General features: G+C 72.6%; 16 protein-coding genes. 9 read left to right on the top strand and 7 right to left on the bottom strand.

What is annotated here, in order from left to right; translation table 11 throughout:
* Positions 1 to 37: 37 nt before the first annotated feature.
* Positions 38 to 883 (top strand): spermidine synthase, encoded by an 846-nt coding sequence (locus ACIREO_RS27745; RefSeq protein WP_404114967.1) that lies wholly within the window; start codon positions 38 to 40, stop codon positions 881 to 883.
* Here the strand turns inward: ACIREO_RS27745 and ACIREO_RS27740 are convergent.
* Positions 845 to 2,155 (bottom strand): MFS transporter, encoded by a 1,311-nt coding sequence (locus tag ACIREO_RS27740; RefSeq protein WP_404114965.1) that lies wholly within the window; start codon positions 2,153 to 2,155, stop codon positions 845 to 847. The two genes, ACIREO_RS27745 and ACIREO_RS27740, sit on opposite strands and share 39 nt — an antisense overlap.
* Positions 2,156 to 2,222: 67 nt before the next feature.
* Positions 2,223 to 3,251, bottom strand: coding sequence for a hypothetical protein (locus ACIREO_RS27735; RefSeq protein WP_404114963.1), 1,029 nt, complete (start codon positions 3,249 to 3,251; stop codon positions 2,223 to 2,225).
* A 109-nt stretch (positions 3,252 to 3,360) separates the two neighbouring features.
* Here ACIREO_RS27735 and ACIREO_RS27730 point away from each other — a divergent pair, with 109 nt between their 5' ends.
* A complete protein-coding gene (locus tag ACIREO_RS27730; RefSeq protein WP_404115099.1) occupies positions 3,361 to 3,798 on the top strand; it encodes a DUF4442 domain-containing protein in 438 nt (145 codons plus the stop codon).
* Between the two features lie 128 nt (positions 3,799 to 3,926).
* Complete coding sequence (locus ACIREO_RS27725; protein WP_404114961.1) at positions 3,927 to 4,589, top strand: DedA family protein; 663 nt, start codon at positions 3,927 to 3,929, stop codon at positions 4,587 to 4,589.
* Between the two features lie 67 nt (positions 4,590 to 4,656).
* Here ACIREO_RS27725 and ACIREO_RS27720 read toward each other — a convergent pair whose 3' ends face one another.
* Positions 4,657 to 5,190 (bottom strand): gamma carbonic anhydrase family protein, encoded by a 534-nt coding sequence (locus ACIREO_RS27720; RefSeq protein ID WP_404114958.1) that lies wholly within the window; start codon positions 5,188 to 5,190, stop codon positions 4,657 to 4,659.
* Between the two features lie 146 nt (positions 5,191 to 5,336).
* Between ACIREO_RS27720 and ACIREO_RS27715 the strand changes: the two genes are divergently transcribed.
* Complete coding sequence (locus tag ACIREO_RS27715) at positions 5,337 to 6,089, top strand: acyltransferase (RefSeq protein ID WP_404114956.1); 753 nt, start codon at positions 5,337 to 5,339, stop codon at positions 6,087 to 6,089.
* An 83-nt stretch (positions 6,090 to 6,172) separates the two neighbouring features.
* Here ACIREO_RS27715 and ACIREO_RS27710 read toward each other — a convergent pair whose 3' ends face one another.
* Positions 6,173 to 7,039, bottom strand: coding sequence for an EamA family transporter (locus ACIREO_RS27710; protein ID WP_404114953.1), 867 nt, complete (start codon positions 7,037 to 7,039; stop codon positions 6,173 to 6,175).
* Between the two features lie 93 nt (positions 7,040 to 7,132).
* Here ACIREO_RS27710 and ACIREO_RS27705 point away from each other — a divergent pair, with 93 nt between their 5' ends.
* Positions 7,133 to 7,717, top strand: a complete 585-nt coding sequence (locus ACIREO_RS27705; RefSeq protein ID WP_404114951.1) for a helix-turn-helix domain-containing protein — start codon at positions 7,133 to 7,135, stop codon at positions 7,715 to 7,717.
* 31 nt (positions 7,718 to 7,748) lie between these two features.
* Positions 7,749 to 8,303, top strand: coding sequence for a YbaK/EbsC family protein (locus tag ACIREO_RS27700; RefSeq protein WP_404114949.1), 555 nt, complete (start codon positions 7,749 to 7,751; stop codon positions 8,301 to 8,303).
* 26 nt (positions 8,304 to 8,329) lie between these two features.
* On the opposite strand, the gene ACIREO_RS27695 is transcribed toward ACIREO_RS27700, so the two are convergent.
* Together ACIREO_RS27695 and ACIREO_RS27690 are read right to left on the bottom strand one after the other, a co-directional pair.
* On the bottom strand, positions 8,330 to 9,139 hold the full coding sequence (locus tag ACIREO_RS27695) for an aminoglycoside N(3)-acetyltransferase (RefSeq protein WP_404114947.1): 810 nt from the start codon (positions 9,137 to 9,139) through the stop codon (positions 8,330 to 8,332).
* A gap of 129 nt (positions 9,140 to 9,268) precedes the next feature.
* The gene (locus ACIREO_RS27690; RefSeq protein WP_404114945.1) at positions 9,269 to 9,685 is read right to left on the bottom strand and encodes a CoA-binding protein; all 417 of its coding nucleotides are present in this window, start codon (positions 9,683 to 9,685) and stop codon (positions 9,269 to 9,271) included.
* Positions 9,686 to 9,767: 82 nt separating this feature from the next.
* On the opposite strand from ACIREO_RS27690, the gene ACIREO_RS27685 reads away from it, so the two are divergent.
* Genes ACIREO_RS27685 through ACIREO_RS27675 form a run of 3 tightly spaced genes read left to right on the top strand, consistent with a single transcriptional unit; the run spans position 9,768 to position 14,625 of the window.
* Entirely contained in the window at positions 9,768 to 10,415 is a 648-nt protein-coding gene (locus ACIREO_RS27685) for a YigZ family protein (protein ID WP_404114943.1), read from the top strand.
* Complete coding sequence (locus ACIREO_RS27680; protein ID WP_404114941.1) at positions 10,412 to 11,578, top strand: exonuclease SbcCD subunit D; 1,167 nt, start codon at positions 10,412 to 10,414, stop codon at positions 11,576 to 11,578. The genes ACIREO_RS27685 and ACIREO_RS27680 overlap by 4 nt, the downstream gene beginning before the upstream one ends.
* Positions 11,575 to 14,625, top strand: a complete 3,051-nt coding sequence (locus tag ACIREO_RS27675; RefSeq protein WP_404114939.1) for an AAA family ATPase — start codon at positions 11,575 to 11,577, stop codon at positions 14,623 to 14,625. Before ACIREO_RS27680 ends, ACIREO_RS27675 begins: the two co-directional genes overlap by 4 nt.
* A 76-nt stretch (positions 14,626 to 14,701) precedes the next feature.
* Here the strand turns inward: ACIREO_RS27675 and ACIREO_RS27670 are convergent, their stop codons facing one another.
* Positions 14,702 to 15,571, bottom strand: coding sequence for an ATP-grasp domain-containing protein (locus ACIREO_RS27670; RefSeq protein WP_404114938.1), 870 nt, complete (start codon positions 15,569 to 15,571; stop codon positions 14,702 to 14,704).
* Between the last annotated feature and the right edge of the window lie 51 nt (positions 15,572 to 15,622).

The following is a 15,622-nucleotide window of genomic DNA, read 5'->3' as shown; positions in this document are numbered from 1 at the left end:
GGCGGGGAGGGTGTCCGGCGCCCGTCACAATGGGGGCGTGAACGAACCGATACCCGTCATCCGCGACACCGACTGCGGCACCGCCAGGCTGCTGCCCGACGTCGACCGGGACCGGGCCTGGCTGCTCACGGTCGACGGCGCCCCGCAGTCGTACGTCGACCTCGACGAGCCGGAACACCTCGAATTCGAGTACGTAAGACGGCTCGGCCATGTCGTGGACCGGGCCGACGCGAACGGAACGCCGCTGGACGTGGTGCACCTCGGCGGCGGCGCGCTCACGCTGCCGCGCTACGTCGCGGCCACCCGCCCCGGCTCGCGGCAGGACGTGGCCGAGGCGGACCAAGGGCTCGTCGATCTGGTCCTCGAGCATCTGCCGCTGCCCGAGGGGGCCGGTGTCACCGTGCACGGCTCCGATGCCCGGGGCTGGCTCGAGGAGGCACCGGAGGGTTCCGCGGACCTCCTGATCGCCGATGTCTTCGGCGGTGCCCGCGTGCCCGCGCACCTCACTTCCGTGGAGTACGCGCGAGCCGCCGGACGGCTCCTGCGGCCGGACGGCGTCTACGCCGCCAACCTGGCCGACAGCGCCCCCTTCACCTTCCTGCGGTCGCAGCTGGCGAACTTCGCCGACGTTTTCGACGAGCTCGCTCTGATCGCCGAGCCGGCCGTGCTGCGCGGCCGGCGCTTCGGTAACGCCGTGCTGCTCGCCTCCCGTGCGCCCCTCGACGTCGGGCCGCTCACCCGGCTGTGCGCCGCCGACGCGTTCCCCGCGAGGGTCGAGCACGGTGCGGCGCTCGCCCGCTTCATGCGGGGTGCGAAGCCGGTGCGGGACAGTGAGGCCGTCGCCTCACCCGAGCCCCCTGACGGCGCCTTCAGCATCGGCTGACTCCCGGGACGGTTCCGGGACGCTGATCTGCTTCACCCCACTGCGGCGCGTCAGATTCCGTACGTCCGGGACGAAAAGCACGCCCGCCGTCACCAGTACGATCAGCGCGGCGCATCCCCACAGCGCCTCGCTGCGGCCGACGAGCGTCTCCACCGGGCCGGCCGCCGCCGTGGCCAGCGGCACCATCGCGACCGAGCCGAACCAGTCGTACGCCGCGACCCGGGACAGCTTCTCCTCCGGGATCTCCTGGTGAAGGGCCGTCATCCAGGAGACCCCGAACACCTCGATGGAGACCCCGGTCACGAACATCACCGCGCAGAGGCCCGCCACCGGCAGCGGGATCGCGAGCCCCGCGGACGGCAGGGCCAGGGGGAACACGCAGAGCGTCCCGGCCAGCAGCAGCCGCCGGGGTTTCCACCGCATCATCAGCAGCGCCCCGCCCAGCGTGCCGACGCCGAACGCCGCGAGAGCGAACCCCCAGGGCCGGGCGCCTCCGAGCTCGTCCCGCGCCACCAGCGGCCCGTACACCGCCTCGGCGGCCCCGACGACGGCCACGACCACGGAGAACTGCAGCACGACGGCCCAGAGCCAGGGGCGCCCGACGACCTCCTGCCAACCGTCCCGGAGATCGGCGAGCAGTCCGCCGCCCGGTGCGCGCGCGGGGATGTGGCTCACGTCCAGGAAGGCCCGGAGCACACCGGCGACGGCGAACGCCGCAGCGTCGACCGCCAGCACCCAGCCCGGGTCCATGGCCGCGATCATGGCGCCGCCGAGTGCCGCGCCGCCGATGGCCGCGCCGTGCATCGACATCCGGAAGAAGGCGAAGGCGCGGGCGGCCTGTTCACCACTGACGCTGGACATGAGCATGCCCTCGGCCGCCGGGCCGAAGAAGGCCTGCCCGGTGCCGCAGAGCGCGGTCAGCAGCATCATGTGCCAGAGCTCGGCTCCGCCGGTCAGCACCAGCCAGGCGAAAGCTGCCTGCGAGAGACAGTTGAGTGTGTTCGCGGCCACCATCACCCGGTGACGCGGCAGCCGGTCCGCCACCGCGCCGCCGATCAGCAGGAAGAGCACCAGCGGCGCCGTGCGCGCGGCGGCGACCAGACCGACGTCGCCGCCGTCACCGCCCGACTCCAGAACCGCGAAAGCCGCCGCGATCAGCGCGCCGTTGGTGCCCAGGCTCGTGATGATCGCGGCGGCGGTCAGCAGACCGAAATTGCGGCCTGCCGGCAGGGAGCGGAGGGCGGGGGAGGGGGAGGAGGCGGCGGAAGTCACCAAGGGACTATCCCCGCCCCGGCCCCCTCCCGCCAAATGGACGGTCACGGCCGCGTGAGCCGAAGGCTCAGGACGGGGTCTCGGTGCTCTTCACCAGGCGTACCGTGCTGAGGATCTTCTGGATGGTGGCGTCCGGGAGTTCGTCGTCGATACCGGCGTTGGCGTAGAGGACCCAGGTCGAGTACTCGTCATTGGAGTTCTTGAAGGAGAACGCGATCGACTTGCCGTCGGTGTCGCACTTGTCCTTGTTGGCCAGTCCGGTGGCGGTGGCCGTGACGAAGCTGCCCGAGAGGCCCGACTTGGTCGTGTACGCCTTGGGCTTGTCGGTCTTGACCTTGCTCTTGGGATCCGACTGCGCATAGGCGGCCCAGACCCAGTTGGAGGCCTCGTTCGTGGCCGCCTCATCCGTGCTCTTGGTACCCTGCGCGCCCTTGGTGCCGACGCCGGCCAGGCTGGTGTCCTCCTGGGTGCCGTCCTTGTCCGCGTCGTCGGTGCACCACTTGCTCTTGTAGTGCGCGGGGGAGGAGAAGCCCACCGCCGGCTTGCCCGTGGGGTCCTCGTCGTCCGAGAAGCCCGAGAACACTCCGCTGCCCGCGACCTCCCAGTCGCCGGGCACGTCGAACTGCGTGCCCCACTTGGGGTTGGTCACGACCTTCCAGCCCGGAATCGTGGGCGCGGCGTCCTCACCGCCCCGCGGGTTCGCCGCCGGGGCGGACGCGGACTCGGACGTCTTCGCGGACGGTGACGAGGACGCCTTGCCGTCGGCCACCTTCGATCCGCCCTTGTCGTCGTCCTTGTTCATCACGACGACACCGGTGACGACCGCCGCGACAACGACCGCGGTGGCCGCGACGACCGCGACGATCGTCGTCTTCTTCTTGTCGTCCGGCTTCGGGCCTCCAGGCCCGCCCGGCACGGCGTACTGCGGCGCCGTGGGCTGCTGGTACGGGTTGGGCTGCGGGTAGCCCTGCTGCTGCCCCTGCTGCTGATATCCCGGCTGCTGATAGGGATTCGGCTGTTGGTACCCCGGCTGCTGGTACGGGTTCTGGTCCTGCGGGTTCTGCTCGCCCCCGGGCGGCTGCTGTCCTGGCCACATGGCCAGTAACCATAGAGGGGTGGGGCGTGCTCTGCCACGGGCGCCCCTGTGAGGGGATGGTCAAAGACTGCTACCCGCTAGTAACGTCGGCGCCATGAGCACTGAAGAGATGACAGTCGGCGACATGCTGTCCGCGAGCGTCCCGATGGTCCGGACCCTCGGCATCACGTATCTCGAGACAACCGCGGAGCGCGCCGTCCTCTCGCTCCCCGACCGCGCCGAGTATCACAATCACCTCGCGGGGCCCCACGCCGGAGCGATGTTCACGCTCGCCGAGTCGGCGAGCGGCGCGATCGTCGTCGCCGCGTTCGGCGACCAGCTGACCCGGGCGGTCCCGCTGCCCGTCACCACGGAGATGGCCTTCAAGAAGGTGGCCATGGGCGAACTCACCGCGACGGCGGTGCTGGGCCGCCCGGCGGCCGAGGTGATCGCCGAACTGGACGAGGGGAAGCGCCCGGAGTTTCCCGTCAGCGTCGAGATCCGGCGCGCCGACGGCGCCGTCACCAGCGAGATGAGCGTGGTCTGGACGCTGCGTCCGAACCGCTGACCTCCGCCCGGCCCCCGCACCCCCGGTCGGGAGCCGCGGGGGCCGGTCCGGCCGTCCGGCCCGGTAGGCTGCCCGCCGTGCACCACTCGTGGTGCACGGCTGCAGATCTCTTACGGGAAGGACCCGCGTTGCACGTCCAGGAGTGGCTCGAGACCGTCCCCGCGGTCAGCATTTACCTCCTGGTGGGGGTCGTCATCGGACTCGAGAGTCTGGGCATTCCGCTGCCCGGAGAGATCATCCTCGTGAGTTCGGCGCTCCTCGCCTCCCAGCACGGCGACATCGACCCCGTGGTGCTCGGCGCCTGTGCGTCGGCCGGAGCGATCATCGGTGACTCCATCGGTTACGCCATCGGCCGCAAGGGAGGGCGCCCCCTGCTCGCCTGGCTCGGCGGAAAGTTCCCCAAGCACTTCGGGGCGCCCCAGATCGCCCTGGCGGAGCGGTCGTTCGAGAAGTGGGGCATGTGGGCGGTCTTCTTCGGCCGTTTCGTCGCACTGCTGAGGATCTTCGCGGGACCGCTGGCCGGTGTCCTGCGCATGCCGTACTGGAAGTTCCTGATCGCCAACGTGCTCGGCGGAATCCTCTGGGCCGGCGGCACCACCGCCGTCATCTACTCGGTGGGAGTCGTCGCCGAGGCGTGGCTCAAGCGCTTCTCGTGGCTGGGGCTGCTGGCCGCCGTGCTGATCGGCGTGATCTCCATGCTGGTGCTGAAGAACCGCGCCAAGAAAGCGGCGGCGCAGGCCGACCGTGCTGCGCCCTCGACCGAGCCGGACACGGTCCCCGCGGGGGACTGATCCCGCGCGGACCGGGCGCGGACCCGGCGGGTCCGCCCTGGTCGGGTCCGCCCTTGCCCGGGGGCTGTCAGCCCTCGCGGTGCGCCTCGCGGTGGGCCTTCGCCAGCTCCACGTAGCCGGCCGCGTTGAAGGCGATGCCCTCACGCTCCTCGGCGGTCAGCTCCCGCTTGACCTTCGCGGGCACACCGGCGACCAGGGAGCCCGGCGGCACCTGCATCCCCTGCGGCACGAGGGCCTGTGCGGCGATCAGTGAACCCGCTCCGATGTGTGCGCCGTTGAGCACGGTGGCGCCCATGCCGACCAGGACGTCGTCCTCGATGACACAGCCGTGCAGCACGGCGTTGTGGCCGACGGAGACCCTGGCGCCCACCGTCAGCGGGAAGCCCGGGTCGGTGTGCACGCTGCAGTTGTCCTGGATGTTGCTCTCGGGGCCGAGGGAGATCGGGCCGGCGTCGGCACGCAGCACCGCGTGGTACCAGACGCTGGAGCCCGCGGCCATCGACACATCGCCGATCACGACGGAGGTGGGGGCGAGGAAGGCGTCCGGATCGATGTCCGGCTCCTTGCCGCCGATACCGGTGACCAATGCCTGCGATGCCATCGTCTGTTCCTCCGGTGGGATGTGGTGCGCTCGGGGCCATGCTCCGCACGAACCGTAATGGACGGCTCCGGGGCTCCGGGCAGGTGGGGTGAACATCACAGCCCGTCGCGCGGAACCGTTCCGGCCGGGCGGACTACCGTGAGCGGGTGCCGAAGAACCGGAACTCGCTCTCCTCCCTGGCCCTCCGGCGGCGTGGCCTCGCGTCCCGCGCCGTCCACCGCGTCTGGGCCTGGGTGCAGGAGACCGGAGCGGTCACCGCGCAGCACCCCGGGCGGCTGCGGTTCGGACGCATCGGTACGGGGACCCGGCTCGCCTTCCCGCAGGGGACCGTCTTCGGGGAACCGTGGATCGAGCTGGGCGACCACTGCATCATCGGGGAACAGGTGACGCTTTCGGCCGGCCTGATGCCCGGCCTGGATCTGGGAGCCGAGACCGTCCTGACCCTGGGCAACGGTGTGGTGCTGGGGCGGGGCAGCCATGTGATCGCCGACACCAGGGTGTCGATCGGCTCGGACACGTACTGCGGTCCGTACGTCTACATCACCTCCACCAACCACAGTTACGACGATCCCCACGAGCCGGTCGGCAAGCAGTGGCCCCGCATGGAGCCGGTCGAGATCGGGCCGGGCTGCTGGATCGGCACCGGAGCGGTGATCCTCCCGGGGGCCAGGCTCGGCCGCAACGTGGTGGTGGCGGCAGGGGCCGTCGTACGCGGAGAGGTCCCCGACCACGCGGTGGTGGCAGGGGCGCCGGCCCGGGTGGTGCGGAGCTGGGATCCGGAGAAGGGCTGGCAGCCGCCGCTGCGCACCCCCGCACCGGTCCCGATCCCCGACGGGGTCACCCCCGAGCAACTGGCCGCTGTGGCGCTCCTCCTGGAGGACGCGGCCGAGGGGGCCTGACCCCTGGGGACTGCCCCACCTGTGAGTGGGTGGCCGCCCTGTTCCCCGTCCCTGAGCGGGTGGCCCGGCCGTCCGAGAGGCCCTCAGCCCGTCGCCAGCAGGAGAGTTCCGAGCAGGGCCAGGCCCGCACCCGCCGCCTGGACCCCGCGCAGCCGCTCGCCCAGCACGCCCCGCGCCGCCAGCGCCGTCACCACCGGGTACAGCGAGGCCAGGACGGCGGCCACGGTGACCGGGCCGTGCTGGGCGGCGATCGAATACGTGCCGTTGGCCGCGACATCGGCCAGTCCGACGAAGGCGAGTGCGGGGAGCGCGGCCCTTACGACGCCGGCCCCGCCCTCCTCTGGCAGGGCGCGGCCCCCACGGCGTACGGAGAAGTACAGGGCCGTTCCGCCCACCGCGATGTTCGTCATCCGCTGGACGAAGAGGGCGAGGAAGAGACCGGTGAGCGTCGTGGACGCCTCCGAGATCAGCGCCATCACCGCTCCGAAGCCGAAGGCGGCCAGCAGGGTCAGCGCGACCGCCTGCCGCTGCACCGGCGCCCCGCGAAGCTGAGGACCTCCCGCCATGACGACCCCCGCGACGGCCACGGCCACCCCGGCGAACTGCAGCATCCCGGGCCGCTCGCCGACCAGCAGTCCCACTCCCACCGGGACCGCCACCCCGAGGGAGCCGAGCGGGGAGACCACGCCCATAGGGCCCAGTGCCAGGGCCTTGTAGAAGCTCAGCATCGCGACCGGGCCGACGGCCCCCGCCGCGACCGCGAACCAGAGGCGGCCCCCGGCCTCGCTCCAGCCGCCGGTCGCGATCACGATGGCCCCGAGGACCACGGCGGCGATGCACTGCGAGACGACCACCACGGTGAGAGCGGGCGTCCGCCGGGTCAGCAGCCCGCCGCCGAAATCGGCCAGCCCCCACAACAGACTCGTGGCCAGGGCGAACAGTGCTGTCATCGGGCGCCTCGCAGTACAGTGCGGTGGTCGGGTGGGTACACCACACCGTAGTGCACTATTTTCGACTCTGTCATCCAGAATATTGGACGGAATGTGTCTGACCTCGATCAGCTCACCCAGTCGCTCGCCCGCAACCTCAAGCGCTGGCGAGGGGAGCGCGGATTCACCCTGGACACTCTCGCGGCCCGAGCGGGAGTCAGCCGCGGCATGATCATCCAGATCGAACAGGCCCGTACGAACCCGAGCGTCGGCACGACCGTCAAGCTGGCCGACGCGCTGGGCATCAGCATCACCACCCTGCTCGACTACGAGCAGGGATCCCAGGTGCGGCTGGTGCCCGAGAGCCAGGCGGTGCGCATGTGGTCGACCGAGGCGGGGAGTTCGACCACGCTGCTGGTGGGCACGGAGGCCTGGGGGCCCATCGAGCTGTGGTCCTGGCACCTGATGCCCGGCGACGGCAGCGACTCCGACCCGCATCCCGAAGGGACGGTGGAGCTGCTCCACGTCACGTCGGGGGAACTGACCCTGATCGTCGACGGCGAGGCCCACGCGGTACCCGCCGGTACCTCCGCGACGTTCGAGGCTCACGTGCCGCACAGCTACCGCAACGACGGTTCCGAACCCGCCGACCTGACCATGGCGGTATCGATCCCACCGGTCCGCCGAGAGGGCAAGTGAGCAGCTCGCGAGGGCTGTTAGCGTGAGAGCCATGCGCGCACTCCTGGACATCTTCAGCGATGCCTCTCCCGCCGCCGGCCGGCTGGACCTGCTCACCCAGCCCGTCGCGGACGCGGTGGCGGCCGGCTGGGGCGGCATCCCCTCCGAGTCGGTCGTCTACGTCGACACCGACCCCGATATCGCCGACACGGCGGTCTTCGCCGAGCACTACGGACCTGAACTGCTCGACACATCGGCCAACTGTGTGGTGGTGGCGGGCAAGCGGGGCGGTGACATCACCCTGGCCGCGTGTGTGGTGCTCTCGCGCGCCCGCGTCGACGTGAACGGGGTCGTACGCAAGCACCTCGGGACACGCAAGGCCTCCTTCGCTCCGATGGACGTGGCCGTCGGCGAGACCGGCATGGAGTACGGAGGGGTGACCCCTGTCGGCCTCCCGGCAGCGTGGCCCCTCCTGGTCGACCCCGCTGTGGTGGACGAGGAGTGGGTCCTGATCGGCAGTGGCCGCCGCCGCGGCAAGCTGATCCTCCCGGGCAAGGCGCTGGCGGCGCTGCCGGGAGCGGTCGTGCTGGAGGGTCTCGGAGTCTGAGGCGGCGGCGGACGGTGCGCGATGGCTCAGGGACCGTCTTCCCGACGGTCCCCGAGCCATCCGGTGGCGAAGTCCACGGCCGCACGGAGGCGGAACAGACGGCTGCGTGCCGCCGCCACCGTGCCGTAGGTGACCGCTCCGGGCCGTGAACGGCCGAAATCGTCCCCGAGGGCGGCGAAGTCGCTGTCGTCCAGGGCGATGTCCTCGTACTCCCACCAGCGGCGTCCGTCCTCCGAGGCCACCACGCAGCGGTAGAGGCGGCGCGGCGGGGCGGGGCGGCGGTACTCCGCGAGGTGGAAGGCCGTGCAGCTGTCGAAGCCCGTGCCCAGCAGCAGGACCTGCGCATCGGCCTCGTACAGCCGGGAGAGGGGGGACCCCTCGCCCAGATGGCAGTCCTGGCGGTGGCCGGCGAGCAGCTCCTCCGCCGCCGGACCGAGCGCGGCGAACGAGGTCTGCGGGTGGGTGCTGCGCAGCGAACCAGGAGCCAGCCGCACCGTCTCCGCGAGAGCGCCCATGGCAGGTGCGGGGGTCGTCGCCGGGTCGAACGCGGGCATCGACGCACGCACCTCCGCACGGGCCTCGTCGCTCAGACCGCGGACACGGTCCAGGTAGGCGCGCGAGGTGTCCGAATTCTCCGGGGTGAAGGCGGGCACGACCAGCGTCCCCGCCGGGCCCAGGGTCCGGCGCAGCGCATCGGCCATGCTCCCGGCGTCCCCGCCGGCCGAGCGTATCGAGGCGTGCACCAGCAGGACGCCACCCCGCCGCACGCCGAGCTCGGACAGCTGGGTGGCGGCGCGTTCACCGCCGAGGAGGAGATGCTGTGTCACAGCGGACATTCTCCTCGCCGGAGGTGTCCCGCGACACCACGCCTCCGCGGCGAAGGACCCCCTCGGCGAGCCGCCGGCCCGCCGAGACGGCCGCGCACGAACCGGAGACGCGCGGAGACGGTCCCGCACGACGCGGTGTCAGCGGCGGAGGCCCAGGCGGGGTATCTCGATCGCCGGGCAGCGGTCCATCACCATGGCGAGGCCGGCGGCGCGCGTGCGGCCGTAGGCTTCCTCGTCGATCACACCGAGCTGGAACCAGACGGCCTTCGCGCCCACCGCCACCGCGTCATCGGCCACACCGCCCGCCAGCTCGCTGTTGACGAAGACATCCACGACATCGACGGGGAAGGGTATGTCCGCCAGCGAGGCGTATCCCTGTTCGCCGTGGACCGGCTCCGCCTTGGGGTGGACGGGCACCACCTTCTTGCCGAAGCGCTTGAGGACCTCCGCCACCCCGTAGGCCGCGCGGGAACGGTTGGTGGACAGGCCGACCACCGCCCAGGTGTCGCCCGTGTCCTGGAGGATCCTGCGAACCGTCTCATCGTCTGCGTACATGCCCGGACAACGGACGGTCCCGCCGGACCATTCCCCACGGGAGGGTGAAAGTGCCGGGCGGGCCGGCGCATAGGGTGGACCGATGCAGGAGCAGTACCGGACAGTCGCCCGCGCGGGCGTGCACGAGACCGAGGTCAGCCGATCGCGCTTCCTCTGCGCGCTCGCCCCCGCCGCCACCGAGCAGGAGGCGCAGGAGTTCATCGCGCGCGTCCGCAAGGAGCACCCCACCGCCAACCACAACTGCTTCGCCTACGTCATCGGCGCCGACGCGTCCGCGCAGAAGGCCGGTGACGACGGAGAGCCAGGCGGAACCGCGGGTGTCCCCATGCTGCAGATGCTCATGCGGCGGGAGGTGCGGTACGCGGTCGCCGTGGTCACCCGTTACTTCGGCGGCGTCAAGCTCGGAGCGGGCGGACTGATCCGGGCGTACGGAGGAGCGGTCGGTGAGGCGCTCGACGCGCTGGGCACGGTCACCCGCCACCGGTACCGCCTCGCCACCGTCACCGTGGACCACCAGCGGGCCGGGAAGCTGGAGAACGATCTGCGCGCCACCGGCCGCACCGTTCGCGAAGTGACCTACGCGGAGGCGGTGACCATCGCGGTCGGGCTGCCGGACGCCGACGTCGACGGCTTCAGGGCCTGGCTGGCGGACGCCACGGCCGGCTCCGCGACGCTCGAACTGGGTGGCGAGGCATACGGGGACGCCGGAGCCGGCGGAGCGATGTCGTGAGGATTCTGCACACCTCGGACTGGCACCTGGGACGGTCGTTCCACCGTGTCTCCATGATCGACGCCCAGGCCGCCTACCTCGACCACCTGGTCGCGACCGTGCGCGAACACGCCGTCGACGTGGTCGTCGTGGCGGGCGATGTCTACGACCGGGCCGTGCCTCCGCTGTCGGCCGTCCAGCTCTTCGACGACGCACTGCACCGGCTCGCCGCCGCCGGGGTGCCGGCCGTCATGATCTCCGGAAACCACGACTCGGCCCGCAGGCTCGGCGTCGGAGCCGGGCTCATCGCACGGGCCGGAATCCACCTGCGTACCGACCCCGGCGACTGCGCCACCCCTGTCCTGTTGCACGACACCCAGGGCGACGTGGCGTTCTACGGGCTTCCGTATCTGGAACCCGCACTGGTCAGGGACAGCCTGGGCGCCTCGAAGGCGGGACACGAAGCAGTCCTCACGGCTGCCATGGACCGGGTGCGGGCCGATCTCTCGGCGCGGCCGGACGGCACCCGGTCCGTGGTCCTCGCCCACGCGTTCGTAGCCGGCGGTGAACCCAGCGACAGCGAACGCGACATCACCGTCGGAGGCATCGCAGCCGTCCCCGCCGGCGTGTTCGACGGCGTCGACTACGTAGCGCTCGGCCACCTGCACGGCTGCCAGACGGTCACGGAGCGCGTGCGCTACTCGGGCTCGCCCCTCGCGTACTCCTTCTCCGAGCACGCGCACCGAAAGACGATGTGGCTGGTCGACCTCGGCCCCGGCGGAGACCTCGTCGCCGAACGTGTGGACTGCCCGGCGCCCCGCCCGCTCGCACGGCTCCGCGGACACCTCGGCACGCTGCTGGAGGACCCGGCTCTCGAACGGCACCGGGACTCCTGGGTGGAAGCGACCCTCACCGACCCGGCGCGGCCCGATGAGCCCATGGCCCGCCTCATCGAGCGCTTCCCGCACACCCTCAGTCTGGTCTTCGACCCGGAGCGGTCCCCGCAGGACCCCAGCGCGTCGTACGCCCAACGTCTCGAGGGGCGCGACGACCATCAGGTGGCGGAGGATTTCGTGGCACACGTGCGCGGTGGGAACGGCCCCGACGAAGAGGAGCGGACGGTGCTGCGCGCCGTCTTCGACGACGTGCGGGTGGGCGACGCCGCCGACGAGGTGTCCCGTTGAGGCTGCACAAGCTCGCCCTGACGGCGTTCGGGCCCTTCGGCGCCACTCAGGAGATCGACTTCGACGCGCTGTCCTCGGCCGGGATCTTCCTGTTGCACGGTCCCACCGGCGCGGGCAAGACGTCCGTCCTCGACGCCGTCTGCTACGGCCTGTACGCGGCGGTACCCGGCGCCCGGCAGAGCCCCGGCACCTCACTGCGCAGTGATCACGCCCCGGCCGGCCTGCCGACCGAGGTGCGCCTGGAGCTGACCGTCGGGGGGCGCCGCCTGGAGGTCACCAGACGGCCCGCCCAGCCGCGCCCCAAGAAGAGGGGTGGCGGCTTCACGACCGAGAAGGCACAGAGCTGGCTGCGCGAGTACGACCCCGAGCACGGCTGGAAGGCGCTCAGCCGCTCCCACCAGGAGATCGGCGAGGAGATCGGTGGGCTCATCGGGATGAGCCGGGACCAGTTCTGCCAGGTGGTGCTCCTGCCGCAGGGCGACTTCGCGCGGTTCCTGCGCGCCGACGCGGAGGCGCGCGGAAAGCTGCTCGGCCGGCTCTTCGACACCCGCCGTTTCGCGGCCGTCGAGGAGCGCCTGGCCGAACTGCGACGGGCGGCCGAAGCCCGGGTCAGGACGGGGGACGAGCAGATCCTCGCCCTGGCCCAGCGCATCGACCAGGCGGCCGGCCCGGCGGCGGACGAGGTGGCGCTGCCCGAGCAGCGCCCCGGCGAGCCCGGCCTCGCCGAAGAGGTCCTGCGGTGGGCCGCCGTCGCGCGCGTCGGGGCCCGTGAGCGGCTCGACATCGCCCGGTGCGTGCTGGCCGGCGCGGAGGACCGTAACGCCGCCGCACGCCACTCGCTGGAGGCCGAGCGTGAACTCGCCCGGCTCCAGCAGCGGTACGAGGAGACCCGCCGCCGGTCCGCGGGGCTGGAGGACCGCCGTGCGGAACGCGACCGCTGCCACGAGCAGCTGGCCCGCGCCCGCAAGGCGGACCTGGTCGCCCCGGCGCTCGACCTGCGCGACGAGGCCGAGCGGGCCCACCGCACGGCTGTCGCGGCGCGCGAGCGGTCCCGCGCCGGACTGCCTCCCGAACTGGCCGAAGCGGGCTTCGAGCAGCTGGCCGGCACGGAACGAGGCCTGCGGGCGGAACTGGGCGCACTCGATGCCGCGCGCCGGGCCGAACGGCGCAGCCGGGAGATCGACGCCGAACGGACCGGCCTGGAAAGGCACTCCCGCTCCGACGACGAACTGATCCAGGAGACGACGGACTGGCTGGCCGGCTGGGACGCCACCCACCGGAGGTTCAGGGAACGCGTCGAGACGGCGCAGGACGCGGCGACCCGCGCCGAGCAGCTGGCCGGCCGGCTCGACCCCGCGCGCAGGAGGCTGGAGGCGGCACGCCGCCGCGACGCTCTCGGCGTGCGGGAGGAGACGGCGGCCGTGGCTCTGACCGAGGCCCGTGAACGCGCGGTGGACGCGCACGAGACATGGCTGGCGCTGCGGGAGCAGCGGCTGCGCGGCATCGCGGCGGAACTGGCCGGCCGGCTCGCCGACGGCGTTGCCTGTACGGTCTGCGGCTCGCCGGAGCACCCGGAGCCGGCCCGCGCGGAGGCCGGCCATGTGGACCGGGCCACGGAGGAGGCGGCGCTCGCCGCCCACCAGCGGGCCGAGCGGGCCCGTGCGGACGCGGAGAGCGAGCTCGGGGTCCTGCGCGAACGCCTCGCCTCGGCGCGGACGGAGGCGGAGGACCCGGGGGACGGATCCGGAGCGACGGACCGTGCCCCCGCCTCGGTGGCGGGACTGCAGGAGGCCGTCGACCGGCTGACCCGGGAGCACGCCGACGCGCACCGTCTGGCCGCGGGGACGCACGCGGCGAGGGAAGCCCTTGCCGCCGCGGAACGTGAGCACCTGGGCCGCCTCGACGACCGGCAGCAGGCAGAGCGGCGTGCCGCTGCCCGGACCTCGCAGCGGGAAGCGCTCGACCGTGAACAGGGCGCGCTGGAGGCCGAGCTGGTCAGGGCCCGTGGAGCCTGCGCCTCCGTGGCCGAGCACGCCGGGCTGCTGGAGCGCCGTGCCGGACTGCTGGCCGACGCCGCCGAGGCACTGCGCGCCGAGGAGAGCGCCGCCGAGCGGCTCAAGGAGGCCGACGGGAGGCTGGCCGACGCCGCCTTCAGGGCCGGATTCGCCACCCCGCAGGAGGCCGCCGCGAAGCTCCTCGGCGACACCGCGCAGCGGGAGCTGCAACACCGGATCGACGCCTGGCAGACGGAGGCCGCCACGGTCGCCGACCGGCTCGCCGAGGAGGACGCCCGGGCCGCGGCGGGCCGGCCGGCCGCGACACCGGCGGCGGCCCAGGAGACCTACGACCGGTCCGCGAAGGTGCTGCGCGACAGCGCCGCCGCGCACGCCGCCGCGCAGGAACGCGGTGCGGAGCTCGGCCGGCTCTCCCGCCGGGCCGAGGAGGAGGTGCGGGCGCTGGGACCACTGCGCCAGGAGTACGAGAGGGTGGCCCGTCTCGCCGGGCTGACCGCGGGCACCTCTGCGGACAACGAGCGCAGGATGCGGCTGGAGGCCTACGTACTGGCGGCCCGCCTGGAACAGGTGGCCGCCGCGGCGACGGCCCGCCTCCAGCGGATGTCGGCGGGCCGCTACACGCTGGTCCACTCCGACGAGCGCAGCGGGGGCCGCAGGGCGGGGCTCGGCCTGCACGTCGTCGACTCCTGGACCGGCCGGGAGCGCGACACGGCCACGCTGTCCGGCGGGGAGACCTTCTTCGCCTCGCTCGCCCTCGCTCTCGGCCTCGCCGACGTGGTGACGGACGAGGCCGGGGGAGTCCGCCTGGACACGCTCTTCATCGACGAGGGCTTCGGCAGCCTGGACGATCAGACCCTCGACGAGGTCCTCGACGTCCTGGACTCGCTGCGCGAACGCGACCGCAGCGTCGGCATCGTCAGCCATGTGGCCGACCTACGCCGTCGTATCCCCGCCCAGCTCGAGGTGGTGAAGGAACGTCACGGATCGGCGGTCGTCCACCGGGTGGCCGGCACGGGCAGGCTCAGCGGCTGATCGGCGGCGCACCGCCGACCCGCTCACCGCACCCACGAGCGCCGCCGACTGCGGCTGCTGAACAGGTGGGGGCCGCTCACGCGTCGAGGAGCGCGGTGAACAGGCCCTCACCGTCGTCGCCGGCGGGCAGCCCGCTGACCTGACCGTCACCGACCTCCACCACCCGCCACACCCCGTCCTCCCGCAGCGCCATGTCGGTGGTCACCCACCGGCAGCGGAGCGCGCGCACCGCCTCGCCGACGGCGTCGAGGGCGGGCGCCGGGAGCAGCCCGGGGGTGTCCGGATGAGCGGTCACCCGCACCGGCTCGCCGTCCACCCACCACACCCGTGCCTCCCCGCCCCGCACGAACGGTTCGTAGGCGCGCAGCACCACTCCGCCGGCCAGGAAGTCCCCCTGCAACCCGACGAATCGGCTGACGACTGCGGCGAGCCGGTCCGTGTCGCTCAGCTCCGGCACGAAGCACGCCTCGTGCCACTCGTGCTTACGGGACTTCACGAAATCCTTGACGATGCCGGGACCCGGACCGAGCCCCCCGGCGAGGTCCGACCACGCGGAGGGATCAGGCAAGGCCCCGCCCGCGGCCAGGGAGCACCAGACGCTGCGCGGGGTGAGCTCGGTGAACACCTCGTACCAACCGGGGAGTTCATGGGCGGTTCGGTACGCGGAGGCGTTCGTGAGCAGCACGCAGCCACGGGCGGCGAGTGCGTGCTCCAGTTCCGCGTAGCGGACGGGCGGAATCATCCAGCCCCGGTACCAGTACGGCCCCGAGTCCCGCCGGACCAGGCCGACGGCTGCCTCCGGATCCCCGTCGAGCAGCGCGTCGTGATCGACCAGGACCGTCCGCGCACCGGCGCGCCGTGTGGCGGACGCCTCCTGGGCGAACTCGGAATCGGGGTGCCGTGGCCGCAGCGGGTCGCAGCAGAACAGGAAGCCGGGCGGAGCCATACGGACCTCGTCCTTCGGACGGTCGGCGGGGAAGGGCACCGGGGCCGGGGG

Source organism: Streptomyces sp. NPDC102441 (assembly GCF_044765585.1).
In the GTDB taxonomy this organism is placed as follows: Bacteria; Actinomycetota; Actinomycetes; order Streptomycetales; family Streptomycetaceae; genus Streptomyces.
This window is presented reverse-complemented; position numbering and strand designations above follow the sequence as displayed.

Bases quoted from the DNA above. Each gene is read 5' to 3' on its own strand.
- ACIREO_RS27695 (WP_404114947.1), bottom strand. From the start codon at position 9,139: ATGTCCGCTGTGACACAGCATCTCCTCCTCGGCGGTGAACGCGCCGCC.
- ACIREO_RS27720 (WP_404114958.1), bottom strand. From the start codon at position 5,190: ATGGCATCGCAGGCATTGGTCACCGGTATCGGCGGCAAGGAGCCGGAC.
- ACIREO_RS27685 (WP_404114943.1), top strand. From the start codon at position 9,768: ATGCAGGAGCAGTACCGGACAGTCGCCCGCGCGGGCGTGCACGAGACC.
- ACIREO_RS27670 (WP_404114938.1), bottom strand. From the start codon at position 15,571: ATGGCTCCGCCCGGCTTCCTGTTCTGCTGCGACCCGCTGCGGCCACGG.
- ACIREO_RS27690 (WP_404114945.1), bottom strand. From the start codon at position 9,685: ATGTACGCAGACGATGAGACGGTTCGCAGGATCCTCCAGGACACGGGC.
- ACIREO_RS27700 (WP_404114949.1), top strand. From the start codon at position 7,749: ATGCGCGCACTCCTGGACATCTTCAGCGATGCCTCTCCCGCCGCCGGC.
- ACIREO_RS27730 (WP_404115099.1), top strand. From the start codon at position 3,361: ATGACAGTCGGCGACATGCTGTCCGCGAGCGTCCCGATGGTCCGGACC.
- ACIREO_RS27735 (WP_404114963.1), bottom strand. From the start codon at position 3,251: ATGTGGCCAGGACAGCAGCCGCCCGGGGGCGAGCAGAACCCGCAGGAC.
- ACIREO_RS27710 (WP_404114953.1), bottom strand. From the start codon at position 7,039: ATGACAGCACTGTTCGCCCTGGCCACGAGTCTGTTGTGGGGGCTGGCC.